This is a genomic window from Streptomyces sp. NPDC002680, assembly GCF_042889145.1.
Taxonomy (GTDB): Bacteria; Actinomycetota; Actinomycetes; order Streptomycetales; family Streptomycetaceae; genus Streptomyces; species Streptomyces adonidis.
Window position 1 is genome coordinate 154269 of sequence record NZ_JBIAQP010000014.1, and the last position, 22425, is coordinate 176693.

Sequence of the window (22425 nt, forward strand, 5' to 3'; positions counted from 1 at the left end):
GCTGGATCCGCCGCCACAACACGTACGGACGGATCTCAAAGGAATGAGTGTCACGTTGCTACGAAACACTCGTATAGAGGTAGAGGATCTCGTTAAGGAGTTTCGCAGGCCGAAGGAGCAGGAGGGCGCGTTTGCGGGGTTGCGGACCCTGTTCACGCGCGAGCAGACAGTGAAGCGGGCAGTGGATGGCGTCAGCTTCGCCGTCGAGCCTGGCGAGATGGTCGGATATCTGGGGCCCAACGGGGCAGGGAAGTCCACGACCATCAAGATGCTCACCGGCATCCTGGTGCCGACCTCGGGCCGGGTGACGGTGGCCGGGGTGACACCGTGGCGGGCGCGGGAGCGTAACGCCAAGCAGATCGGCGTGGTCTTCGGCCAGCGAAGCCAGCTGTGGTGGGATCTTCCGTTGCGCGACTCGCTCGTGCTGATCAGCAAGCTGTATGACATGACACAGGCCAGGTACGCCGTCCAACTGGCTCAGTTCACCGAACTACTGGATCTCGGGCCCTTCCTGGACACCCCGGTGCGCCAGCTGTCGCTCGGCCAGCGAATGCGCGGCGATCTGGCCGCAGCGATGCTTTATGACCCGCAGATCCTTTATCTTGACGAGCCCACCGTCGGTCTCGACATCGTTGCCAAGGACCGCATCCGCCGCTTCGTCGCCGAGCTCAACCGCACCTCGGGCACCACTGTCATCCTCACGACGCACGATCTGGACGACGTCGAGCAGCTCTGCAGGCGCATCGTGATGATTGACCACGGCAAAGTGGTCTACGACGGGGGGGTGGAGAAGCTCAAGGCCCGGTACGCGCCCTACCGGGAGCTGGTCGTGCAGACGGAAGGGCTGACCGACGTCGACGGCGCGGAGGTCGTCAAGCGCGAGGAGGGGCGGGTGTGGCTGCGGTTCGATCCGGCGCTCACTCAGCCGGCGGAGCTGATCGCCGCGGTTCTGGCCCGTTGTGAGGTGACGGATCTGTCCATCGTGGAGCCCGCGTTGGAGGCCGTCATCCATCAGATCTATCAGGACCGCGGATGAGGCGGCGTCTTGCGCGGTGTCTCGCCTGCGCACGCATGGAGTTCAAGGTCGCGCTCGTCTATCGCTCGGCGTACTTGTCGATGTTTGTGATGATGCTGCTGCAGATTTACCTGTTGCGGGTGGTGTGGACGGCCTTCTACGGCGATCGCGAGGAGGTGGGCGGTGTCGGGCTGGGGACGATGACGGCGTACGCGACGCTGGCCATGGTCCAGTACGCGTTGCTCAGCCCGTGGCAGCTTTCACCCATCGAGCAGCGCGTTCGTGAGGGCAAGGTCGCCGTGGATCTGCTGCGTCCGATCGGGTTCCCGCCTCAGGTGCTGGCAGGGCAGATCGGCTGGGCATCGGCCTCCGTCCCTGCCCTGCTTGTTGCACTGCCGTTCGCGCTGCTGATCGGGGCTGCTGAGGCCCCGGCCTCGGGGGTGGCCGCGGTCGCCTATGCGGTGGCGCTGGCGGGTGCACTGGCGGTGAACCAGTTGCTGTGTCTGTTGGTGGGCATGGTTGCCTTCTGGACGCTGGAGACTAATGGCATGCACATGGTCTATCGCTTCGTGGCTCAATTTTTCTCAGGCGCTTTAGTGCCGCTGTGGTTCATGCCTGGCCCGGTCAAGGCCGTGGCCCAGGTGTTGCCGTTCCAGGCCACCAACTACGTTCCTGCGGCTCTCTATCTGGGCCGGATCGAGGGCGCCGGGATCGGCGTGGCTCTTGGGGTGCAGCTGTTCTGGATAGCGGCGCTCAGCGCGCTCGCGGCCTGGGTCTGGTCCCGGGCGCAGCGCCGTGTGCTGGTCCAGGGCGGGTGAGGTCAAAATGCGCTGGCTTCGTACATACCGGCTGCTGGTTGTGGCAGCCTTCAGAGCCGAATTCCAGTACCGCAGCAACCTGTTAATCAACATCATCGGAGGGTTGTTCTATCAAGGCGTCGGGCTCGCCTTCATCTGGTCTGTGCTGGAGCGCTTCGGGACCATCGGTGGCTGGGGGCTCGACGAGATCGCCCTTCTCTATGGCATGCGGCTCATGGCCCACTCTCTCTGGGTAGTGCCGGGGAACCAGCTCATCTTCGTCGACGATGTGATCGTTGAGGGCGAGTACGACCGCTATCTGGTACGGCCCGCCCCGCCGCTCGTCCAACTGCTGGGCCGCAGGCTGCGGCTGAGCGCGCTCGGCGACCTGATCGGAGGCGTGGCGCTGCTGGCCATTGCCTTGAACCAGGCACCGGTCGACTGGTCGCCGGCGGCTGTCGCCTTTCTGGTGCTGGCGATCCTCGGGGGTGCGCTTGTGGAGGGCGCGCTGCACCTAGCTGCGTCCGGGCTGGCGTTCAAGATGAAGAGGACGATGCCGATCAAGCTCGCCATCGATATGGTCTTCAACGACTTCGGGAACTATCCGCTGAAGATCTTCGGTCCGGCGGCCCGCTTCGGGCTGACCTTTCTATTCCCACTCGCCTTCGTCGCCTACCTGCCGGTGACGATGCTGCTCAACCGGGAGGAGGAGCTGGCGGTTCCCAGTTGGCTCGGCTGGGGCGCGCCAGCGGCGGGCGTGCCGCTGTTGTACGCGGCGTACCGGTTCTGGGTCTGGCAGTCCACATACTACGAGAGCAGCGGCCACTGAAGCGCGCGCCACGGTCGCCATGAAGCCGCATTGTCGCTTACTCCGCAGCGAGGCGAACCGACCGGAAGGCGAATCGGCCGATCTTGGATCTGCGGCAGCGCTGTTCCTCGACCTAGCCTGTTCTCGGATGGGAAGGCGTCTCCCTACAGCAGGGAGTCATCGCTCGATTCAGCGATGGCGCCACATCTGTTGTGCCAGGCATCGTCAACGACGCTGGCGCTGAGCTGCACTGAGCTTGGCGTTTAAGAAGCCGTGTCTCAACCGAACGTGATCGCTTGATTTCTGCTGGTCGGGAATGGGTTCGCTCGCAGTGAGGGAGGCTTGCGGCGTCTTGTTTCCGCTCCGTGGGCGAGGGGTGCGCGATGGCGTCGGTGCTGGGAATGCTGGAGGAGCGGGAGACAACTGCCCGGGTGCGGGTGGAAGGGCTGCGGGAGGAAGTGGCCCGGTTGGCTGAGGTGTTGGAGACGGCGGAGATCGAGCTGGACCGGCGGGTGATCGCGCGGGAAGAGCTGGTCGAGGCCCTGGCAGCCTCAGCAGCCGAGACCACCGCCGTGGCCGGGACCGGGGCGGAGCAGAAAACTGTGTCCTCGCCCGCGCCGGTGCCGGGCTCGATCGTGCCGCCGTGGCGCGAAGGATTGCCGGTGACGGTGCTGGCGCCGGACTACCGGCGGATCCTGGGCGTGCTCGACGAGCGGCAGCTGGCAGGCCAGGGACCGCTGAAGGCCAGGGAGATCACGGCGGAGCTCGGCCTGGTGGCGACACCGGCGAAGGTCGAGGGGGTGCGCTCGAAGGCCAGGCGTCTGGCGGAGCGCGGGTGGCTCCTGCAGGAGACGTCTGGGATGTTCAGCGCCGGCCGACGGCCCGTGGCCGTGCCAGGCGCCGGGTCATCCGGGTGACCATCGACCACCGGATCATTGCCTCGCTGCTGGCCGGCAACGTCTCGTAGTCCCGGGCCAGCCGGCGCGAATGCATCAGCCACGCGAACGTGCGCTCTGCCACCCAACGGCGGGGCAGCACCACGAACCCCTCCATGTCGTCGGTGCGCTTGACGACCTGAAGGGTGAGGGCGAGTTTCTGCCGGCACCAGTCGACGAGGGGGCCGGTGTAGCCGCCGTCGGCCCAGACGAGGGTGATGTCGCGGTGCAGGCGGCGCAGCCTGGTCAGCAGGCCCGTCGCGGCGTCGCGGTCACCGATGTTCGCGGCGGTGACCACGACGGCCAGCAACAGGCCGAGGCAGTCGGTCACGATGTGCCGCTTGCGGCCGCCCACTTTCTTCCCGCCGTCCCAGCCGCGTGAGGCGGCCGGCACCGAGGCCGCGGCCTTCACCGACTGCGCGTCGATGATCCCGGCCGTCGGCTCCGCCTCGCGGCCCTCCCGCTCACGCACCCGTCCGCGCAGCCGGTCGTGGAACTCTGTGATCAGCCCGTGCTCGCGCCAGCGGCGGAAGAAGGCGTAGACCCGGCCCCAGCCGGGGAAGTCCGCGGGCATCGCCCGCCAGGAGATCCCGCCCGCGACCAGGTAGCGGATCGCGTCCAGCAGTTGGCGGTGGCAGTAGCCCTCGGGCTGCCCACCTCTGCCCTGGAGCCAGGCCGGCACCGGCAGCAACGGCCGCACGGCCGCCCATTCCGCGTCCGACATGTCGGAGGGATACCGGCGTTCGCGGTCCGGATGGTCGACCGCGTTGCCGTACACATGCGCGAGGCAATCACACGATGGAGCAGCCGAGTTGAACTGGACGTGCTCGGACGGGTACAACAACGACACCAGGGCCTCCCGGCACTGCTCGGTCAGATTCGCATCCCCGAGCTACCGAGAGGCCCTGTCTTCATGCGCGGACAACGGGAAGATCACCCCGGCGGGAAACCTGTTCGACCCGCACGTTCCATGATCGGTTGAGATACGGCTTCTAACGTCGCAGGTCACCCGAGCTGCTGATCTGCGGTTCTTTCCGGGACAGCGAAGGCGGCCGTTCTCCACGCTTCGAGATGTCGAGTCACGAAGTACAAGAGAACGGCCGCTGTGTATGAGTCTGTCTGTCGATGCGCCCGCAGGCGAGGCGTTGGACGTGTTGTCCCGCTTTCGGGTCGAGTTCTACGAATGCCTCTACGCCCGCCAGGACGCGCTCTTCGAGCTCACCGACGCGGTGCTGTGCGTGGACGGGCCGGTGAAGACGCTGGTCGAGCTGTCGCTGGCGGTCGAGCACCGGCGCGGGCACGGCGCGATGTACGCGGCATTGGACCGGGGCTGGGCGGAGCCGGCGCGGTTGCGCCGCGCGCTGGCCGGCCTGCCACTGCCGAAGGCGGCCGACGGGCGGATCGTACTGGCCGTGGACGTGAGCAACTGGCTCCGTCCCGATGCCCCGACCAGCGACGACCGGCTGTTCTGCCACGTCTACGGACGCGGCGACCGCAAGACGGACCAGTTCGTGCCCGGCTGGCCCTACTCCTTCGTTGCCGCGCTGGAATCCGGCCGCACCTCCTGGGTCGCCCTGCTGGACGCCGTGCGCCTGGGACCCGCCGACGACGCGACGCTCGCCACCGCCGCCCAACTGCGCGATGTCGTTCAGCGGTTGACGCAGGCCGGGCACTGGCGGCCGGGCGACCCGGAGATCCTCATCGTGATGGACGCCGGCTACGACGTCGCCTACCTCACCCACGCCCTGGCCGACCTGCCGGTGACGCTGCTCGGGCGCCTGCGCTCGGACCGGGTCATGCTCCGCGACCCGGGCCCGGCCCGCTGCGGCCCCAGAGGTGGGCGGCCCCGCCGGCACGGCGGCGTCCTCACCTTCGCCACGCCCGACAGCTGGCACACCCCTGACGTCATCACCAGCACGGACACCACTCGCTACGGCAAGGCCGAGGCGATGGCCTGGGACCGGATGCATCCCCGACTCACCCACCGCGGGCCCTGGCTGGAGCACGCCAAGGAGGAACTGCCCGTCCTGCACGGCACGTTGATCCGGCTGAAGGTCGAGCGCTTGCCCGGCGACCGCGATCCGAAACCGGTCTGGCTGTGGTGCTCGGCCGCCGGCGCTCTGCCTGCGGACGTGGACCGCTGGTGGCAGTCGTTCCTCCGCAGGTTCGATCTTGAACACACCTTCCGGCTGATGAAGCAGACCCTCGGCTGGACCGCCCCCAAGGTCCGCCACGCGGACACCGCCGACCTGTGGACCTGGCTCGTCATTGCCGCCCACACCCAGCTCCGCCTTGCCCGCCCCCTCGCCGAAGACCTGCGCCGCCCCTGGGAGCGACCCGCCGAGCCCCGCCGCCTCACCCCCGCCCGGGTGCGTCGGGGGTTTCGCAACGTCCGCGCGACGGCGACCCGTCCGGCGGCCGCACCGAAACCGTCCAGGCCGGGCCCGGGACGGTCTCCCGGCTCGAAGAACAAACAGCAGGCCAGGCGTCACAGCGTCGGCAAGACGGTCAAACGGGCCGAGTCAATCAAGGAACACCAAGACCGCCGAGGATAAACGCCAAGCTAAAACAAGGGCACAGCCTTTGGCCTCCGTACCGAACCACAGGACGCTCCCCGGCACGCGCGACGTATTCGTGCACTGCGGCGAAGGGAGCGTCAGGAGTCGAGCGGGCGGAACGGGATGACGTTGTCCGCGGCCAGGAGGTCCGGCGATGGCTGTGGTGCGTGCTGCTGATGGGTGAGGACGGCGTTGGCCAGCGTCAGATTGGTCACCAGCTGACGCAGTTCTTTGAGCTCCTTCTCCTTGTTGTCGAGGGTCTTCTTGAGCTTGGCGACCGTCTCCCGCAGCCGCTGCTCCGGCTCCGGCACCTGCTGGGTCTCGGCGCGGACACGCTGGTAGAACTCATTCTTCAGGTCGACGTGGCGCTTGAGCAGTGCCATGCGGTGGACGCCGGCCTCTACCGCGAGCGCGGTGGCGGTGAGGCCGCCGTTGGAAACGGCGGCCTGCCCGGCAAGGAGCCGGTTCATTGCCTCGCGAATGCGGGTGCGTTCGTCGTGGTGCTGTGAGTTCATGCGAGGTCCTCGGCGCTCTGGGCGGTGGCGTCGTGCGCGTCTGCGGCGACGCGGAGGTTGTCGGCGTTGCGCCGAAGACGCCTGGCGATCTTCTCGGGTGCAGCGGAGGCCAACTGGTCGATCTCATCGGCCCGTTCCCGCATGCCACGGGCGTGGCCATCGGTGCGGACGGTGTTTCCGCAGCCTGTCTGACAGGCGTACTGCCTCGGTGCAGTGGCGTCCGGTTCGGGCTCGCAGAGCGCGTTGTCATGCTTGAATGCGCAGATCAGGAACGCGTCCGGGTTGTCGTAGAGCACGACACCCTCACGGGCCAGGAACTTGGCCGCTTTCTTCGCGAATGTGCGAGGGACGATCCGCCCTTCGAACCGGGGGGTCGACGCAGCAGCGGTGATGGCCCGGCGGGCGGCAGGGCCAGAGATCTTCTCTCCGTCGGCGAGACGGTCGCGCAGGTGAGCGGCGGTGTCTGCGGCAGCCAGCGCAGTTTCGACGTCGAGGACGCTGTGGACGCCGCCCCGGCTACGGGAACCATAGGCACTGGACGTGCGGGCGTCCAGGACGGTGCGCATGTGCCCGTACTGAATCGCCAACGCGATCAACCCGCCCGGGCGGCGGGCGATGTGCCAGGCCAGAGTCCTTCTGAACCGCGCCATCCCGATGGCTCCGTGCGGATCTTCGGGGACGACCTGGTCGGGCAGGCGATGGACCTGCGCCTCGTGGTTCGCCCATGCCACGAAGTCTTCAATCCGGTCCCTCAATGACGAACCTTTGAGCACTCCGTGAAGGCTGCGCCGGTAGATGTAGTCGTGGTGGGAGGAGCTCAGCAGCATTTCCCCCGGGGGCACCATGCGTTCGAGGACACGGATGGAGTGCACGACGGGCGTGATGGCAACCCATGGAACTTCCCGTTCCTCGCCTGCTGAGATGTGGTTGCCGTCATCGTCGGTGACGTTCTTGTAATGATGGCTGCGGATCAGGTGACGACCGGGCGTGCCGTCGGCGGCAGGCTCCGGGTAAGGGCAGCAGCCAGACCGCAGACCCTGCACTTCCTGCGGACGCATACCTGTCAGGTAGAGGCAGATGATCACCGCTGCGGTGCTGAGGTGCCGCATGAGCTCGCCGGCCTCGTCGAAGTCCATGTGTTCGCGCCAGGGATTCCCGTTGATCTGCCCGGTGACCGGCACCGGCAAAGGACAGGGACCCGGCCGTGCGTTGGCCAACTCCGAGAGGCGATGCCGCTCGTTGAACCGGTCGACCTGGCTCAGGCTCGCACCGGTGAGGGCGGCCACGTATGTGCGCGCCAGACCGCGCCGGCCGTGTATCTGCACGGAGGGAAGCGGCTCGCCTGACCGGGCCGCAGGAAGCAGAAGCTGGGCGAGGGCTGCCAAGCCCTCTGGGCTGGCCTCGTTGTTCGCGGCCGTGGCGAGCAGGCGCTCACGCGCCTGCCAGGACGCGAGGATGTCGTCGGCGAAGTCGTCAACAAACCGGATCGCCCAGACCAACAGGGGACCGAGGACCTTCGGGTCGAGCGGTTCCATGCTGTTCTCTGCGCGCGAGCCATCAGCCGAGGGCAGGTAGTCGTCAACCCCCTCCTCCTCCCAGGGAGGCCGGGTGATGCCCGCAGGGCTGGCACTGAGCTGATCGAATGCCCAGAGATCCGTCAAGCGCGCGCAGATCTTTTCCGCGCTGCCACGGATTACGCCGTCGGCCAAGCGCTCGGATATATAGGCGCGCCACACATCCTCGGTGCAGGCGCCGAGGCTGGTGATGCGGCGTACGTGCAGCCAGCGCGCCAGCCTCAGCCACTCGTAGCAGGTGTCCCGCATATCCGCGGCGGATGTCCTGGCTCGGGCACGGGCCCCTCGGTCCTGGAGGTAGGTCGGCCGGAGCCGGCCGTTGATCATCGTCCAGGTGGCAAGTTTGACCTGATCGAGGAAGGGGGCCGGGCAGCCCCTCCAGTAGATCGTGAACAGCCTGGTGCCGGGATTGTCGATGAGCGGGGCCAGGGGCCAGACGGCTGCGCCGTAGCGGGCATTGGCGTGCACATTGCCGGGCTTGATCCACTGCGGCAGGATCGCTGGGCTGTCCGGTCCGGGCAGGGACAGGACGTAGGGGTCGGCTTCGGCAAGGCTGGTCATGGCGCGAGGTCTTCCTTCAGCAGAAGCCGGACAATCGTGCGGTCGTTGTCGCTGACCCGGCCTGGGTCCGCCGTCCAGGCGGTCAGACCGATCTTGTCGCGCAGGTTTTCAAGCCGCAGCACGTGATCGCCCCAGCGCTCACGGAACCTGCGATCGTCCGTAACGGACCGCAGACTCAGGATCTGCTGGTACAAGTACGCGAGCCGCGGGTGATGGCCAGGGTGGACATGGGCGTTGGGACAGGCCAGACAGAGCAGAAAGTCTGCCCCGCAACCGCCCTCGGGAGCTGGCCAAGGACTGGAGTCCTCGTCCTCGCAGTCTGCTGTTGCCGTCTCTTGATGGCTCGGGTCCGGCGAGTCCGCGATCTTCCCGCCGAAGACGGTAGAGCGGGCTTGATCCAGAGCCTCCAGAGCACCAGCTTCGAAGACACCACGAGAGGCCTTTTGAACCTGCGGGTCGGGCAGAACGTAGATGCTCTCGTGGGTGCCCTGCGTGTGCTGCAAAGGGCGGCCCACATGGGTCACCGTGGTCCGGCGAGCCCGCTGGAACGGCGACCCGCCCAGCCCCTGGCCGCGCGCCCACCACGACGCCAGATCGTCCGGGATCCCGAAATCCAGGGGGCCCAGCGAGGCGGGCCGGTCCAAGTCCCTATGCTTCTTCTCGGGTCGGTGGCTTCGAGCGACCATCAGCAGGTCAGTTCCCGGCACCAGCGTGTTGGCGAGGGCGCGGCCGTGAGCCGTGGCCGTCAGAGCCTGGGTAACCAGCCTCCCGGGGGAGTCGGCCCCTGAATCGGTCACGTTCTCGGTGGAGAACCACCGTCCCTTACCGGCGCGGTGCTTTTCGACCTGAATCTGGTAGGTCACCGAGGTTGTCTCACCGGCCGACGGCGCCGCAGTCGGCACCGGCATGCAGTCGTACTGGGACAGATTCCATCCGAACTGGTCGGTCAGCAGCACTGCTAGCGCCGTGAGCTCCGAGCGGTCGAGGAACAGCCGGCCCCAGGTCTTCTCCGAACGGTTGCCCCCCAGCAGCTTGCGATGCGTCACGTGGGCCTGCCCGCCCGGATAGGTCGTGCGCGGCACGTCCCCCGTGCGGGCGGTGTGATCGAGAATTTTCCCGATCTTCCACTCGCGGCTGCCTGCAACAAGATGGCCCGCCCGCCACTCTTCCAGCAGTCGAGTGTTCTCACTGATCCGGAGAAGGGCCGCGCGGAACTGGCGCCGAGCGGTCAGCACCACCCGCTCCCGCTCGGCCTGCTCATAGGACTGCTTACTGCGTGCCGGCGATGGAATCCGGCGGGCCAGTTCTTCAGCCGCCGGCCCGGCAGCCAGCCGCGGATCCTGCCGCAGCAGGGTGCGCACTACGCTGAGCAGGCCTCTGCCGCTGTTTGTGTCAATGTGCTTATCCCGCCAGCTCTGCAGCGCGGCGACCGTCAGACCGTCAAGGTCATCGGGCGGGCACTCCAACGAGCCGACGAAGTGAGCGAACAGCCCGATCTTGCTCCAGCAGGTGTTTGCCGTCCGGTGACTGGTCCAGTTGCGCGACTGGGCGGCAAACGCTGCGGCCAGCGACCGCTGCATCGGTCCAGCCACCTCAAGGCCGCCGAAGTCGTACTCCGCCCTGTGACCGGCCTTGTTGGTGACCGTCACGACGACAGACCCTGGGACCAGCGCCGGCTCGACACGATGGTCGGGAGGCGGTGGCTGGGCCCTGTGTCCCCGCCTGCTCACGACACTGCCCCGAGGAGCAGGTCGATGTCCTGGATGCCTGCCGTCTCCCGGGCCAGCCGGGCGAACACGCCATTCAGATCCTCGACATCCTCGCCCTCATCAGTGGTCTCTGCAGCAGCGAGGATCGATTCGAGTTGCAGATGCGCGACCGGCGCGAGGTAGTGCCGCTTCGTCGTCTCCACGTCCGCATGCCCCAGCAACGTCTTGACCAGCCACCACGGGTCGCCGAACAGCAGGGCGAAGTCCCGCCGGTCCTTCTTCGTGAGCCCGTAGCGCTTCTCGAACAGCTCGTTCAACAAGATCAGCATGTAGAGCGCCATCGAGTGCCGGCAGGAATGCGGCGTCATGTACGGGGTCTTGCCCTGCACCTCCGCCAGCCTGAACTGCCGCCGGATCTTCCGCTCTTCCTCCGTCAGAAGGGTCTCCTCGCAGCGCAGATTGGCCATCCGGAACACACCGTTCCATCGGTCCGGGATCATCGGCAGACCCTGTTCCGTCAGCCACAACCACGCGGGCTCCGGCCCCTCCGGTCCATCAACGAACAACCACTGCCGCTCACGCCAGCCCAGACGGCTGAGCTCCTGGCCACCGACAACGCCGTCCGAATCCACCCACTCGACCCTCGGTTTCAGGCCATGCGTCACCCCTGTGACCAGCCGCATCGTCGGCAGACGCTTGTAGCGGCCTGCCTCTTGGGCGCGTTGCACCACCCAGGCCCGCTCCGATTCGACGTACGCCTCGACCTGGCCGACGGAATCAACTGACGCGTAGTACGTCCGGCTGTTCTTCGACCTGGTCACCGCGCCAGCGATGCGGCCATGCATGTAACGGCCATGGCGCAGGCGCTGAGTCGGCAGCTCGAAGACGAGCAGCGAACCGCCTTCTTGCCGCCGCAGGCCCGAGCTCAATAGCAGCTGCACGAAGCTCGTGTTCCGCAGCTCAGTCCGTGATTCCCACATCGGCGCCGCGACACCGGCGCGGGTGTGACCGCGCAACCCGATGTCAGACCACAAGCCCCAAGTTCGCGGGGTCCCCCACGACACTCGCGAGCTGACCGAGTCCGCCGCCCGGTCCTCACTTCGCGAGACATCCACCGGCAAGGGATAGACCTTGCCCCACTTGAACAGTTTCGTGAACGCCGCAGCCTCGCGGTTCCACTTTGTACCGCTGATCCGGACGGGATTCTCTGGGGCATCGCACCGCCAGTCCCGATAGTCCTCCAAAACCAGCGGCGTCGCTTCCCTCCATGACAGCCCACGCGACGACAGATAATTCAGCAGTAGCCGGTAGTCCGTCGCATAATTCCTCTTCGTCTCCCGTTCCAGGTTTCGGAAAACCGTGGACCGTACGAGATCCAAGAAGTCCTGGTCCACTATGCCGTCGGGCCTGATGTACACCGGATCGCCCGGCCTCAGACCGATGCGGGCCACTGCCCCCGGCAGGTCATGCACCCCGAAGCTACTGTCCGCAGGCTGCGTCCCCCATTGCCCCGGATCTGGAACCCACACCACGTGCCACTCGCTCAACCCGAGCTCCTCCCTGCGCACTTGAACAGATCACATCATCAGGGAAGTGGAAAACTCGGGAGCCGCCTGGCCGCAGAAGAAGCTCACGGTGGGGCTCAGTCCGGCGTCCGTGCCCAAGAGCGGCAGCGGGTTCGACCTCGCCATTGCCGCAGCGGTTCTCGGGGCCGCCGAGCGGATCGACCCCCGGGTCCTCGCCGACATCGTGATGATCGGCGAGCTGGGCCTCGACGGCCGGGTGCGGCCTGTCCGGGGCATCCTGCCGGCCGTCCTGGCGGCGGCCGACTCGGGCTACGAACAGGTCGTCGTGCCGGAGTGCGCCGCAGCCGAGGCCGCGCTGGTCCCCGGGGTGTCGGTGCTCGGCGTACGCAGTCTGCGGCAGCTGATCGCCGTCCTCACCGACGAACCCGTACCCGACGAGGAACCGGACGAGTACGGCCGTCCCGACCCGCTCATGGCGGGCCTGCGGATGCCGGGCACCGGGGCGGCCACGGGCATGCACAGCATGGGCGCCGCCCAGTACGACAACGGCCACGACCTGGCCGACGTGGTGGGCCAGCACTCGGCGCGCACGGCGATGGAGGTGGCCGCGGCCGGCGGCCACCACGTCTTCCTCGAAGGGCCACCGGGGGCGGGCAAGACGATGCTCGCCGAACGACTCCCCGCCGTCCTGCCCCGGCTCACCCGGGAGGAGTCGCTGGAGGTCACTGCGGTCCACTCGGTCGCGGGCCTGCTCCCACCGGGCAAGCCCCTGATCGACACGGCGCCCTACTGCGCCCCGCACCACTCGGCCACCATGCAGGCACTCGTCGGGGGCGGACAGGGCGTCGCGAGGCCCGGAGCGGTGTCGCTCGCTCATCGCGGTGTACTTTTTCTGGACGAAACCCCAGAATTCGGCAGCCAGGCGCTCGATGCGCTGCGCCAGCCCCTGGAGGCGGGGCATGTGGTGATCGCGCGGAGTGCGGGAGTCGTACGGTTCCCGGCCCGGTTCCTGATGATCCTGGCGGCGAATCCCTGCCCGTGCGGCCGCTTCTCACAACGGGACACCCTCTGCGAGTGCCCGCCCTCCGTCATCCGGCGCTACCAGGCCCGGCTCTCCGGGCCCCTGCTCGACCGGGTCGACCTGCGGGTCGAGGTGGACCGGGTCACGCGCTCCCAGCTCACCGAATGCGGGGCGCGGGGCGAGTCCACGGCGACGGTCCGCGAACGGGTCCGGGCGGCTCGGGAACGGGCGGCGGCGCGGCTCCTGGGGACGCCGTGGCGGACCAACAGCGAGGTACCGGGACGCGAGCTGCGCAGCCGCTGGCATGCCGTGCCCGGCGCGATGGAGGAGGCCGAGCGGAACCTGGAACGGGGCGTGCTCACCGCGCGCGGCATCGACCGCGTCCTGCGGGTGGCCTGGACCGTCGCGGACCTCGTCGGCCACGACCGTCCCGACGCGCAGGACGTCGCCCTGGCGCTGCAGTTGCGTACGGGGGTGCCGCGAGGGGTGCCGATGGCGATCGGGGCGTTGACGTGATGGGCGGTCTGGGCGGGGGCGTGGTCGGTGGTGTGTCGGGCCGGCCGGGACCGTCTCGGCGCGATGGATGTCGTCCTGGCGATGCAGTTGGGCAAGGGGGTGCCGTGCGGGGTGTCGGCGGGTGTCGGGATGTTGACGCGTCGAGGGCGCGAGCGGGGGTGTGGGTGACGGCGGGGCGGGTGGCCTGCCGTGGTTGTCCTGGTGCGACGGACGTGGCACTGCGACTGCGCGGGGTGCCCCTGGCTGTCGGGGCGCTGACATGACGGGGGACGCGGTCGGGAGCCCGTTGGGTGCGGACGGGCTTGCCCGGGTTTTCCTCACCCGGGTCGTCGAGCCCGGTGACGAGGTCGCAGGGCGGTGGATCCGGGAGTGCGGGGCCGTGGAGGTCGTACGGCGGCTGCGGGACGGCGGACCGATGCTGACCGGGGTTACCGCGACCCGGTGGGCGGGCCTGTGTGCGCGGGCGGCACAGGCCGAGCCCGAGCGGGATCTCGCCGTCGCCCGGGCGGCCGGGGTGCGGTTCGTGTGGCCCGGCGGGCCCGAGTGGCCGGCCCAGCTCGACGACCTCGGGGACGCGCGGCCCACCGGGCTGTGGGTGCGCGGGCGGCCCAGTCTGCGGATGTGGGCGCTGCGGTCCGTCGCCGTGGTGGGCGCCCGGGCGTGTACCGAGTACGGGGCCCATATGGCGGCCACGCTCGCCGTCGGGCTCGCGGAGCGGGGGTGGGTGGTGGTGTCGGGCGGGGCGTACGGGGTCGACGGGGCCGCGCACCGGGGCGCGCTCGGCGCGGGCGGGGCCACTGTCGCCGTACTCGCCTGCGGGGTGGACCGGCCCTACCCGCGCGGGCACACCCAGTTGATCAGCAGAATCGCCGAACAAGGGCTGGTGGTGGGCGAGTTGCCGCCCGGAGACCATCCGACGCCGAGCCGGTTCGTGCAGCGGAACCGGGTGATCGCGGCCCTCACCCGGGGGACCGTGGTCGTCGAGGCCGCGTACCGCAGCGGCTCGCTCGTCACCGCGCGGGCGGCGCAGCGGCTGGGGCGGTTCACGATAGGGGTGCCGGGACCCGCCACCAGCGGGCTCTCCGCGGGTGTGCACGAACTCCTGCGCGGGGACGCGATGCTGGTCACCGACGCCGCGGAAGTCGCCGAGCTGGTCGGGGACATGGGCGAACTGGCACCGGACAGGCGCGGGCCGGTGCTCCCGCGCGACCTGCTGGAACCGGCGGCCGAACGCGTCCTGGCCGCGCTGCCCGCGCGCGGGACGGCGACGGTGGACGACATCGCGCGGGGCGCGTCGACGGCCAAGGACGACGCGGTCGCCCGGCTGTACGAGCTCCGATCACTTGGTTACGTCGAACGACACGACGACAGCTGGAAGTTGACACGCGAGGCGATGATCTCCGTCCGGTCCGGGCGGGACCGGTGCTGACCGAGCGTGTTCGGCCGTCCGGGGGATGCCCGACGCCCTTGCCGTTTCCCGCAGTTGGTCCGCTCCGATGGTCACACAGGGCAACGGCCATGACCCTGGAGGGCGTCCAGCGGAACGTATCTGCGCACACCCCGTCCCCCCGACCTCGCACACTGCGACACCTCAGTCACGCTACGCTCACGTGGATTCCGGCGCAGACCGGCAGTCGGACAGGCAATTCGACCAGACGGGTAATTCGACATCAGACCGCATCAGACCGACGGCCCGACCGGGCACGCATCCAGACACCACCGGTTCACGGCAGAACGGCACTAGGCGACGTATGCCCCAGCACACCTCCGGGTCCGACCGGGCGGCGGCCCCACCGGCCGCCCGCGACGGCGGTAACGTGCGCCCGCCCGCGCCCTCGACACTCGACGAGCTGTGGCGTTCGTACAAGACGACGGGCGACGAGCGGCTGCGCGAGCAGCTGATCCTGCACTACTCGCCGCTCGTGAAGTACGTCGCCGGCCGGGTGAGCGTCGGGCTGCCGCCCAATGTCGAGCAGGCGGACTTCGTCTCCTCCGGGGTGTTCGGGCTGATCGACGCGATCGAGAAGTTCGACATCGAGCGGGAGATCAAGTTCGAGACGTACGCGATCACGCGCATCCGGGGCGCGATGATCGACGAACTGCGGGCGCTGGACTGGATTCCGCGGTCGGTACGGCAGAAGGCGCGCAACGTGGAGCGGGCGTACGCGACGCTGGAGGCGCGGCTGCGGCGGACGCCGTCGGAGGGCGAGGTGGCCGCCGAGATGGGCATCGCCGTCGACGAACTCCATGCCGTGTTCAGCCAGTTGTCGCTGGCCAACGTGGTCGCGCTGGAGGAGCTGCTGCACGCCGGGGGCGAGGGCGGCGACCGGCTGAGCCTCATGGACACCCTGGAGGACACCGCCGCCGACAACCCGGTCGAGGTGGCCGAGGGCCGGGAGCTGCGGCGGTTCCTGGCGCGGGCGATCAACACGCTGCCCGACCGGGAGAAGACCGTGGTGACGCTGTACTACTACGAGGGGCTCACCCTCGCGGAGATCGGCAACGTACTGGGCGTGACCGAGAGCCGGGTCAGTCAGATCCACACCAAGTCGGTGCTGCAACTGCGTGCGAAGCTGGCGAGCTTCGGGCGCTGACTCCCCTCCGGGGCCGTCCGTCCGTACAGTGGTTGACGTGCCAAGGATTCGAGCGGCCTCCGTGGCCGAGCACCGGTCGATGCAGCGAGCCGCCCTGCTGGACGCGGCGAGGTCCCTGCTGTCCGAGGGCGGGACGGAGGCGCTGACCTTCCCGGCCCTGGCCGAGCGGACGGGGCTCGCGCGGTCGTCCGTCTACGAGTACTTCCGGTCGCGGGCGGCCGTCGTCGAGGAGCTGTGCGAGGTCGACTTCCCGGTCTGGGCGGCCGAGGTCGAGGCGGCGATGGCCGCGGCGGACGGGCCCGAGGGCAAGGTCGAGGCGTATGTGCGTCGGCAGCTCGCGCTGGTGGGGGACCGGCGGCATCGGGCTGTCGTGGCGATCTCGGCGAGTGAGCTGGATGCGGGGGCCCGGGAGAAGATCCGGGGCGCGCACGGGGGGCTTGTCGCGATGGTGGTCGAGGCGTTGCGGGACATCGGGCATGCGGAGCCTCGGCTGGCCGCGATGTTGTTGCAGGGGGTTGTCGATGCAGCTGTGCGGCGGATCGAGTTCGGGGTTGCGGAGGATCCTGCGGTGATTACGGATGCGGCTGTGGGGATGGCTCTGCGGGGTGTGCGGGGCTGAGGGTGGGGGTGGGCTGGTGTCGGAGGGCGGGTCGCGCAGCCCGGCGCTAGCGGGGTGCCGCCTGCGCCCACCCGTGCCGCCCCTAGCGGCACGCATGCCCGCAGGCTAGGCGGCTGCGCATGCCCGCAGCTATGTCGGTAGCGGTACGCCCTGTACCGGTAGTAGGCGGGACGGGCCTCTGTGTACTAGCCATGGGGGTAGGAGTGTGAGCGGGTCCAGGTAGGTGTTGCCCCGCAACAAGCCCCAGTGCACGCACGTCGTCGTGCAGTGGCTGCCTCCCGTCTCCACCGTGCCCACCACCTCGCCCGCCCTCACCTCCGCCCCTTTCCTCACCGCTGGTGTCACCGGCTCGTACGTGGTCCGTAGGGGCGGAGTGCCCGTGCCCGTGAGTTCCACCGAGACGACTCCCCGGCCCGCCACCCGGCCCGCGAAGTGCACTCGGCCTGGGGCCACCGCCCGGACCGGGGCGCCTGTCGTTGCCGCCAGGTCGACGCCTCGGTGGCCCCTCGCGTAGGGCGTCGGGGGTGGTTCCCAGGCCCGTAGGACCAGGGGACGGGTGCCCACGGGCCAGCTGCGGGCGATCGTGGGAGTGGGTGGGGGTTCCGGTGCGATGGGGTCGGGATCTGTCGCGCCCTGTGCCGTCGATGTCGTCAGTGCCAGCAGTAGTCCCACGGTCCAGCACGCTCCTCTGATCGCTCGCATGGGAGGAGGCTGGCGCGATTCGCGGTGGTTCGTGCGGGCCTGTGGAGTACTGACCGGTTGTGGACAACGGCGTCACCCGAGGCCTCGCGGGTCCCGTACACTTCCTTTGGCGATCCGGGTCACCGGGTCGACTTCGCACGCCCCGACATCAGGCCCCGTTTGGAGTCGGTGTCAGCGCCTCTCGGTCCCTCGCGGCAAGGCGCAATCGGGCGTCAGGCGCGGGTGCCGGCCGGTACCCGCGGCACAACCGAGAAACACAAGGAGAACGGCCATGGCCGTCGTCACGATGCGGGAGCTGCTGGAAAGCGGCGTCCACTTCGGTCACCAGACCCGTCGTTGGAACCCGAAGATGAAGCGGTTCATCTTCACGGAGCGCAACGGCATCTACATCATCGACCTGCTCCAGTCGCTGTCGTACATCGACCGCGCCTACGAGTTCGTCAAGGAGACCGTCGCCCACGGCGGCACGGTCATGTTCGTCGGCACGAAGAAGCAGGCGCAGGAGGCGATCGCCGAGCAGGCGACCCGCGTCGGCATGCCCTACGTCAACCAGCGCTGGCTGGGCGGCATGCTCACCAACTTCTCGACCGTCTACAAGCGTCTGCAGCGCCTCAAGGAGCTCGAGCAGATCGACTTCGAGGACGTCGCCGCGTCCGGTCTGACCAAGAAGGAGCTTCTCGTGCTCTCGCGCGAGAAGGCCAAGCTGGAGAAGACCCTCGGTGGTATCCGCGAGATGCAGAAGGTGCCCAGCGCCGTCTGGATCGTGGACACCAAGAAGGAGCACATCGCCGTTGGTGAGGCCCGGAAGCTCAACATTCCGGTCGTCGCGATCCTCGACACCAACTGCGACCCCGACGAGGTCGACTACAAGATCCCGGGCAACGACGACGCGATCCGCTCCGTCACGCTGCTCACCCGCGTGATCGCCGACGCTGTCGCCGAGGGCCTCATCTCCCGTTCCGGCGTCAACACCGGTGACAAGGGCGAGAAGGCCGTCGCCGAGCCCCTCGCCGAGTGGGAGCGCGACCTCCTCGAGGGCGAGAAGAAGGCCGACGACGCCGAGGCGCCCGCCGCCGAGGCCGCTGCCGTCGAGGCTCCGGCTGAGGCCGCCGCCGAGGCCGAGGTTGCCGCTGAGGCCCCCGTCGAGGCTCCCGTCGCCGAGGCTCCGGCCGCGGACGCCGAGCAGGCCTGACCCTCACCCCTTCGGGTTGTTGACGGCGGGGGCACCTCCATCGGGCCCCCGCCTTCGATCCGTAGATCTTTCAGACTTCGAGAGAGACTCCGAGAATCATGGCGAACTACACCGCCGCCGACGTCAAGAAGCTCCGTGAGCTCACCGGCGCCGGCATGATGGACTGCAAGAAGGCGCTGGACGCGGCCGAGGGCGATGTCGACAAGGCCGTAGAGGCCCTGCGCATCAAGGGCCAGAAGGGCGTCGCCAAGCGCGAGGGCCGGTCCGCCGAGAACGGCGCCGTCGTCTCCCTGATCGCCGACGACAACACCTCCGGTGTCCTCGTCGAGCTGAAGTGCGAGACGGACTTCGTCGCCAAGGGCGAGAAGTTCCAGGCCGCCGCGAACGCGCTCGCCGAGCACGTCGCCAAGACCTCCCCGGCCGACCTGGAGGCGCTGCTCGCCTCCGAGATCGAGCCCGGCAAGACGGTTCAGGCGTACGTCGACGAGGCCAACGCCAACCTGGGCGAGAAGATCGTCCTGGACCGCTTCGCGCAGTACGCGGACGGTTTCGTACTGGCGTACATGCACCGCACGATGCCCGACCTGCCCCCGCAGATCGGTGTCCTCGTCGAGCTGGACAAGCCCAACGCCGACGTCGCCAAGGGCATCGCCCAGCACATCGCCGCCTTCGCGCCGAAGTACCTCTCCAAGGAGGACGTGCCGGCCGAGGTCGTCGAGACCGAGCGCCGTGTCGCCGAGGAGACCACCCGCGCCGAGGGCAAGCCCGAAGCTGCCCTGCCGAAGATCGTCGAGGGTCGCGTCAACGGCTTCTTCAAGGACGCCACGCTGCTCGGCCAGCCGTACGCCCTGGACAACAAGAAGTCCGTCCAGAAGGTCCTGGACGAGGCCGGTGTCACCCTGAAGCGCTTCACGCGCATCAAGGTCGGCATCTGAGTCCGTACCGCGATCGACGCGCGGCCCACGTAGGCATGCCTATAGGGTCGACGGCAGTCACGCGCGTACGCCGTCACGCACGCGCGCGTGGCGGACGACAGCAGATCTGACGAGGAGGCCATTGCCGAGCATGGGATGCGATCGACACCCCACCGGCAGTGGCCTTCTTCGTATGTGTGACACGTGAAGAGGCGAGATCTCGATGACCACCAAGGCCCAGAAGAGCGACGACGGCAAGGTACGCGGCCGGTTCATGCTGAAGCTGTCCGGAGAGGCCTTCTCCGGCGGCGGGGGCCTGGGCGTCGACCCTGACGTGGTGCACAAGATTGCCCGCGAGATCGCGGCCGTCGTGCGCGACGGCTCGCAGATCGCCGTCGTCATCGGCGGCGGCAACTTCTTTCGCGGCGCGGAACTCCAGCAGCGCGGTATGGACCGGGCCCGTTCGGACTACATGGGCATGCTCGGCACCGTCATGAACTGCCTCGCCCTCCAGGACTTCCTGGAGAAGGAGGGCATCGACAGCCGGGTCCAGACCGCCATCACCATGGGGCAGGTCGCCGAGCCGTACATCCCGCTGCGCGCCGTACGGCACCTGGAGAAGGGCCGTGTGGTCATCTTCGGCGCCGGTATGGGCATGCCGTACTTCTCCACCGACACGACCGCCGCACAGCGCGCCCTGGAGATCGACGCCGAGGCGCTGCTGATGGGCAAGAACGGCGTGGACGGGGTCTACGACTCCGACCCGAAGACCAACCCCGAAGCCGTCAAGTTCGACTCGCTCGGCTACGGCGAGGTCATCACCCGGGACCTCAAGGTCGCCGACATGACCGCGATCACGCTGTGCCGCGACAACAAGCTCCCGATCCTGGTCTTCGAGCTTCTGGCCGAGGGCAATATCGCGCGGGCCGTCAAGGGTGAGAAGATCGGCACTCTCGTCGGTGAACACGCCAGCCGGGACTGACCGGGTATCAGCCCTGCCCGGGGACGGACCCTGAGCGGGGGATGGACAATGGCCTGCCGGTCGGGAACCGTGCAGGAAGAAGACGCGACGCAGCCGGCCGCCGACCTGACAGAGCACAGCGAACCGCAGCCGGGCCTACTCAAGACACGCAGGAGCAAGTGGTGATCGAAGAGACCCTCCTCGAGGCCGAGGAGAAGATGGAGAAGGCCGTCGTGGTCGCCAAGGAGGACTTCGCCGCGATCCGCACCGGTCGTGCGCACCCGGCGATGTTCAACAAGATCGTGGCCGACTACTACGGCGCGCTGACGCCGATCAACCAGCTGGCCTCGTTCTCCGTGCCCGAACCGCGCATGGCCGTGGTGACCCCGTTCGACAAGAGCGCGCTGCGCAACATCGAGCAGGCGATCCGCGACTCCGACCTCGGCGTCAACCCGAGCAACGACGGAAACATCATTCGCGTGGTGTTCCCCGAACTCACCCAGGAGCGACGCAAGGACTACATCAAGGTCGCCCGGACCAAGGCCGAGGACTCCAAGATCTCGATCCGGTCCATCCGCCGCAAGGCCAAGGACGCCATCGACAAGTTCGTCAAGGACGGCGAGGTCGGCGAGGACGAGGGACGCCGCGCGGAGAAGGAACTCGACGACACCACCGCGAAGTACGTCGCACAGGTGGACGAGCTTCTCAAGCACAAGGAAGCGGAGCTTCTCGAAGTCTGATGAACGACTCTTCCTGGGGGGCGCCGCCACACGCCGGGTACTGGGGGCCGTCCGACGGAGGGCCTGTCCAGGGGGCTGCCCCGGCGGGTCCCGCGTACGATGCGCACCACGCGCAGCAGACTCGCCCCATGCCCATCGTGCCCGACGTACCCGCACATGGCGGGGACCAGGATGACGACCGGGGGGCCGCTCGGCCGGGCGGCCCCTTGTTCCGCGACGAGATGCCACAGGCGCAGCCCCACGGGACGGTGCCGCAGAAGCCGGATTCCATGCCCACGCCCGACGATGCCCAGCCCGCCCCCGCCCCGCAGAAGAAGAGCGCGGGCCGGGATCTGGGCGCGGCCATAGGGGTCGCTGTCGGGCTCGGTGCGGTCATCATCGCGTCGCTGTTCGTCGTCAAGGCCGTCTTCGTCGGCGTGATAGTCGTCGCCGTCGTGGTGGGCCTGTGGGAGCTGACGTCCCGGCTCCAGGAGCGCAAGGGCATCAAGGCACCCCTGGTGCCGCTCGCGCTCGGCGGGGCCGCGATGGTCGTCTCCGGATACGTCCGGGGTGCCGAGGGCGCGTGGGTCGCGATGGCGCTCACCGCGCTCGCGGTCCTGGTCTGGCGTATGACGGAACCACCGGAGGGCTATCTCAAGGACGTCACGGCGGGGGTCTTCGCGGCCTTCTACGTCCCGTTCCTGGCCACGTTCGTCGCGATGATGCTCACCGCCGACGACGGTGCGCAGCGGGTCATGACGTTCCTGGTGCTGACCGTGGTCAGCGACACCGGCGCGTACGCGATCGGCTGGCGCTTCGGCAAGCACAAGCTCGCCCCGCGCATCAGCCCCGGCAAGACCCGCGAGGGCATGCTGGGTGCGGTCGTCTTCGCGATGGTGGCGGGCGCGCTGCTGATGGAGCTCGCGATCGACGAGGGCACGTGGTGGCAGGGTCTGCTGCTGGGACTCGCGGTCGCGGTCAGCGCCACGCTCGGCGACCTCGGCGAGTCGATGATCAAGCGGGACCTGGGCATCAAGGACATGGGCACCCTGCTGCCGGGCCACGGCGGGATCATGGACCGGCTGGACTCGTTGCTGCCCACGGCTCCCGTGGTGTGGCTGCTGTTCGTCGCGTTCGTGGGCTGAGGGCCGGGTTGATGGCGGGGCTGGGGGCGGTCCGAATGTTCCAG

General features: G+C 68.6%; 19 protein-coding genes and 1 pseudogene. 14 read left to right on the top strand and 6 right to left on the bottom strand.

The genetic code is table 11. The features are described from left to right. Nucleotides 1-43: 43 nt before the first annotated feature. The 4 genes from ACFYXF_RS33360 to ACFYXF_RS33375 all read left to right on the top strand — a co-directional run bounded on the left by ACFYXF_RS33360 (nt 44) and on the right by ACFYXF_RS33375 (nt 3537). Nucleotides 44-1036, top strand: coding sequence for an ATP-binding cassette domain-containing protein (locus ACFYXF_RS33360; protein ID WP_389355310.1), 993 nt, complete (start codon nt 44-46; stop codon nt 1034-1036). Between the two features lie 35 nt (nt 1037-1071). Next, the gene (locus ACFYXF_RS33365; protein WP_389355312.1) at nt 1072-1833 is read left to right on the top strand and encodes an ABC transporter permease; all 762 of its coding nucleotides are present in this window, start codon (nt 1072-1074) and stop codon (nt 1831-1833) included. Nucleotides 1834-1840: 7 nt separating this feature from the next. Continuing rightward, entirely contained in the window at nt 1841-2641 is an 801-nt protein-coding gene (locus tag ACFYXF_RS33370; protein ID WP_389355314.1) for an ABC transporter permease, read from the top strand. Nucleotides 2642-3003: 362 nt separating this feature from the next. Then, the gene (locus ACFYXF_RS33375) at nt 3004-3537 is read left to right on the top strand and encodes a hypothetical protein (RefSeq protein ID WP_389355316.1); all 534 of its coding nucleotides are present in this window, start codon (nt 3004-3006) and stop codon (nt 3535-3537) included. Here ACFYXF_RS33375 and ACFYXF_RS33380 read toward each other — a convergent pair. Next, nucleotides 3485-4279, bottom strand: coding sequence for an IS5 family transposase (locus ACFYXF_RS33380; RefSeq protein ID WP_389355494.1), 795 nt, complete (start codon nt 4277-4279; stop codon nt 3485-3487). The two genes, ACFYXF_RS33375 and ACFYXF_RS33380, sit on opposite strands and share 53 nt — an antisense overlap. A 385-nt stretch (nt 4280-4664) precedes the next feature. Between ACFYXF_RS33380 and ACFYXF_RS33385 the strand changes: the two genes are divergently transcribed. Then, on the top strand, nt 4665-6110 hold the full coding sequence (locus ACFYXF_RS33385) for an NF041680 family putative transposase (RefSeq protein ID WP_389355318.1): 1446 nt from the start codon (nt 4665-4667) through the stop codon (nt 6108-6110). 101 nt (nt 6111-6211) lie between these two features. Here ACFYXF_RS33385 and ACFYXF_RS33390 read toward each other — a convergent pair whose 3' ends face one another. The 4 genes from ACFYXF_RS33390 to ACFYXF_RS33405 all read right to left on the bottom strand — a co-directional run bounded on the left by ACFYXF_RS33390 (nt 6212) and on the right by ACFYXF_RS33405 (nt 12019). Next, a complete protein-coding gene (locus tag ACFYXF_RS33390; RefSeq protein ID WP_389355320.1) occupies nt 6212-6628 on the bottom strand; it encodes a hypothetical protein in 417 nt (138 codons plus the stop codon). Then, nucleotides 6625-8763 (bottom strand): integrase, encoded by a 2139-nt coding sequence (locus ACFYXF_RS33395; protein WP_389355322.1) that lies wholly within the window; start codon nt 8761-8763, stop codon nt 6625-6627. Before ACFYXF_RS33395 ends, ACFYXF_RS33390 begins: the two co-directional genes overlap by 4 nt. Beyond that, nucleotides 8760-10412 carry a hypothetical protein gene (locus ACFYXF_RS33400; protein WP_389355324.1) on the bottom strand — a complete coding sequence of 551 codons (1653 nt, stop codon included), beginning with the start codon at nt 10410-10412 and terminating at the stop codon, nt 8760-8762. The genes ACFYXF_RS33395 and ACFYXF_RS33400 overlap by 4 nt, the downstream gene beginning before the upstream one ends. A 77-nt stretch (nt 10413-10489) precedes the next feature. Next, the gene (locus ACFYXF_RS33405) at nt 10490-12019 is read right to left on the bottom strand and encodes an integrase (protein WP_389355326.1); all 1530 of its coding nucleotides are present in this window, start codon (nt 12017-12019) and stop codon (nt 10490-10492) included. A 46-nt stretch (nt 12020-12065) separates the two neighbouring features. Here ACFYXF_RS33405 and ACFYXF_RS33410 point away from each other — a divergent pair. From ACFYXF_RS33410 to ACFYXF_RS33425, 4 genes and pseudogenes are all read left to right on the top strand, one after another. Beyond that, nucleotides 12066-13535, top strand: a pseudogene (locus ACFYXF_RS33410) (YifB family Mg chelatase-like AAA ATPase); the annotation flags it as partial. Nucleotides 13536-13794: 259 nt separating this feature from the next. Continuing rightward, on the top strand, nt 13795-14964 hold the full coding sequence (gene dprA / locus ACFYXF_RS33415) for a DNA-processing protein DprA (protein ID WP_389355328.1): 1170 nt from the start codon (nt 13795-13797) through the stop codon (nt 14962-14964). Between the two features lie 322 nt (nt 14965-15286). After that, nucleotides 15287-16129 carry an RNA polymerase sigma factor WhiG gene (whiG, locus tag ACFYXF_RS33420; protein WP_330287505.1) on the top strand — a complete coding sequence of 281 codons (843 nt, stop codon included), beginning with the start codon at nt 15287-15289 and terminating at the stop codon, nt 16127-16129. Between the two features lie 61 nt (nt 16130-16190). After that, complete coding sequence (locus ACFYXF_RS33425) at nt 16191-16748, top strand: TetR/AcrR family transcriptional regulator (RefSeq protein ID WP_389355496.1); 558 nt, start codon at nt 16191-16193, stop codon at nt 16746-16748. A gap of 129 nt (nt 16749-16877) precedes the next feature. On the opposite strand, the gene ACFYXF_RS33430 is transcribed toward ACFYXF_RS33425, so the two are convergent. Then, a complete protein-coding gene (locus ACFYXF_RS33430; protein ID WP_389355330.1) occupies nt 16878-17450 on the bottom strand; it encodes a M23 family metallopeptidase in 573 nt (190 codons plus the stop codon). A 271-nt stretch (nt 17451-17721) separates the two neighbouring features. Here ACFYXF_RS33430 and rpsB point away from each other — a divergent pair, with 271 nt between their 5' ends. The 5 genes from rpsB to ACFYXF_RS33455 all read left to right on the top strand — a co-directional run bounded on the left by rpsB (nt 17722) and on the right by ACFYXF_RS33455 (nt 22381). Next, nucleotides 17722-18642: a 30S ribosomal protein S2 gene (rpsB, locus tag ACFYXF_RS33435; protein WP_389355332.1), complete on the top strand. Its 921-nt coding sequence runs from the start codon at nt 17722-17724 to the stop codon at nt 18640-18642. A 98-nt stretch (nt 18643-18740) separates the two neighbouring features. Continuing rightward, entirely contained in the window at nt 18741-19577 is an 837-nt protein-coding gene (gene tsf / locus ACFYXF_RS33440; protein WP_389355334.1) for a translation elongation factor Ts, read from the top strand. A 202-nt stretch (nt 19578-19779) separates the two neighbouring features. Then, complete coding sequence (gene pyrH, locus ACFYXF_RS33445) at nt 19780-20538, top strand: UMP kinase (RefSeq protein WP_389355336.1); 759 nt, start codon at nt 19780-19782, stop codon at nt 20536-20538. Nucleotides 20539-20699: 161 nt separating this feature from the next. Further along, on the top strand, nt 20700-21257 hold the full coding sequence (frr, locus tag ACFYXF_RS33450; protein ID WP_053739750.1) for a ribosome recycling factor: 558 nt from the start codon (nt 20700-20702) through the stop codon (nt 21255-21257). Beyond that, nucleotides 21257-22381, top strand: coding sequence for a phosphatidate cytidylyltransferase (locus ACFYXF_RS33455; protein WP_389355337.1), 1125 nt, complete (start codon nt 21257-21259; stop codon nt 22379-22381). The genes frr and ACFYXF_RS33455 overlap by 1 nt, the downstream gene beginning before the upstream one ends. The last annotated feature ends 44 nt before the right edge of the window (nt 22382-22425 follow it).

Excerpts from the sequence above, each read along its gene's own strand:
- dprA (WP_389355328.1), top strand. The coding sequence starts at position 13,795 with ATGACGGGGGACGCGGTCGGGAGCCCGTTGGGTGCGGACGGGCTTGCC.
- ACFYXF_RS33360 (WP_389355310.1), top strand. The coding sequence starts at position 44 with ATGAGTGTCACGTTGCTACGAAACACTCGTATAGAGGTAGAGGATCTC.
- tsf (WP_389355334.1), top strand. The coding sequence starts at position 18,741 with ATGGCGAACTACACCGCCGCCGACGTCAAGAAGCTCCGTGAGCTCACC.
- ACFYXF_RS33375 (WP_389355316.1), top strand. The coding sequence starts at position 3,004 with ATGGCGTCGGTGCTGGGAATGCTGGAGGAGCGGGAGACAACTGCCCGG.
- pyrH (WP_389355336.1), top strand. The coding sequence starts at position 19,780 with ATGACCACCAAGGCCCAGAAGAGCGACGACGGCAAGGTACGCGGCCGG.
- ACFYXF_RS33370 (WP_389355314.1), top strand. The coding sequence starts at position 1,841 with ATGCGCTGGCTTCGTACATACCGGCTGCTGGTTGTGGCAGCCTTCAGA.
- ACFYXF_RS33455 (WP_389355337.1), top strand. The coding sequence starts at position 21,257 with ATGAACGACTCTTCCTGGGGGGCGCCGCCACACGCCGGGTACTGGGGG.
- ACFYXF_RS33430 (WP_389355330.1), bottom strand. The coding sequence starts at position 17,450 with ATGCGAGCGATCAGAGGAGCGTGCTGGACCGTGGGACTACTGCTGGCA.
- whiG (WP_330287505.1), top strand. The coding sequence starts at position 15,287 with ATGCCCCAGCACACCTCCGGGTCCGACCGGGCGGCGGCCCCACCGGCC.
- ACFYXF_RS33395 (WP_389355322.1), bottom strand. The coding sequence starts at position 8,763 with ATGACCAGCCTTGCCGAAGCCGACCCCTACGTCCTGTCCCTGCCCGGA.
- rpsB (WP_389355332.1), top strand. The coding sequence starts at position 17,722 with ATGGCCGTCGTCACGATGCGGGAGCTGCTGGAAAGCGGCGTCCACTTC.
- ACFYXF_RS33385 (WP_389355318.1), top strand. The coding sequence starts at position 4,665 with ATGAGTCTGTCTGTCGATGCGCCCGCAGGCGAGGCGTTGGACGTGTTG.
- ACFYXF_RS33365 (WP_389355312.1), top strand. The coding sequence starts at position 1,072 with ATGGAGTTCAAGGTCGCGCTCGTCTATCGCTCGGCGTACTTGTCGATG.
- ACFYXF_RS33390 (WP_389355320.1), bottom strand. The coding sequence starts at position 6,628 with ATGAACTCACAGCACCACGACGAACGCACCCGCATTCGCGAGGCAATG.
- ACFYXF_RS33380 (WP_389355494.1), bottom strand. The coding sequence starts at position 4,279 with ATGTCGGACGCGGAATGGGCGGCCGTGCGGCCGTTGCTGCCGGTGCCG.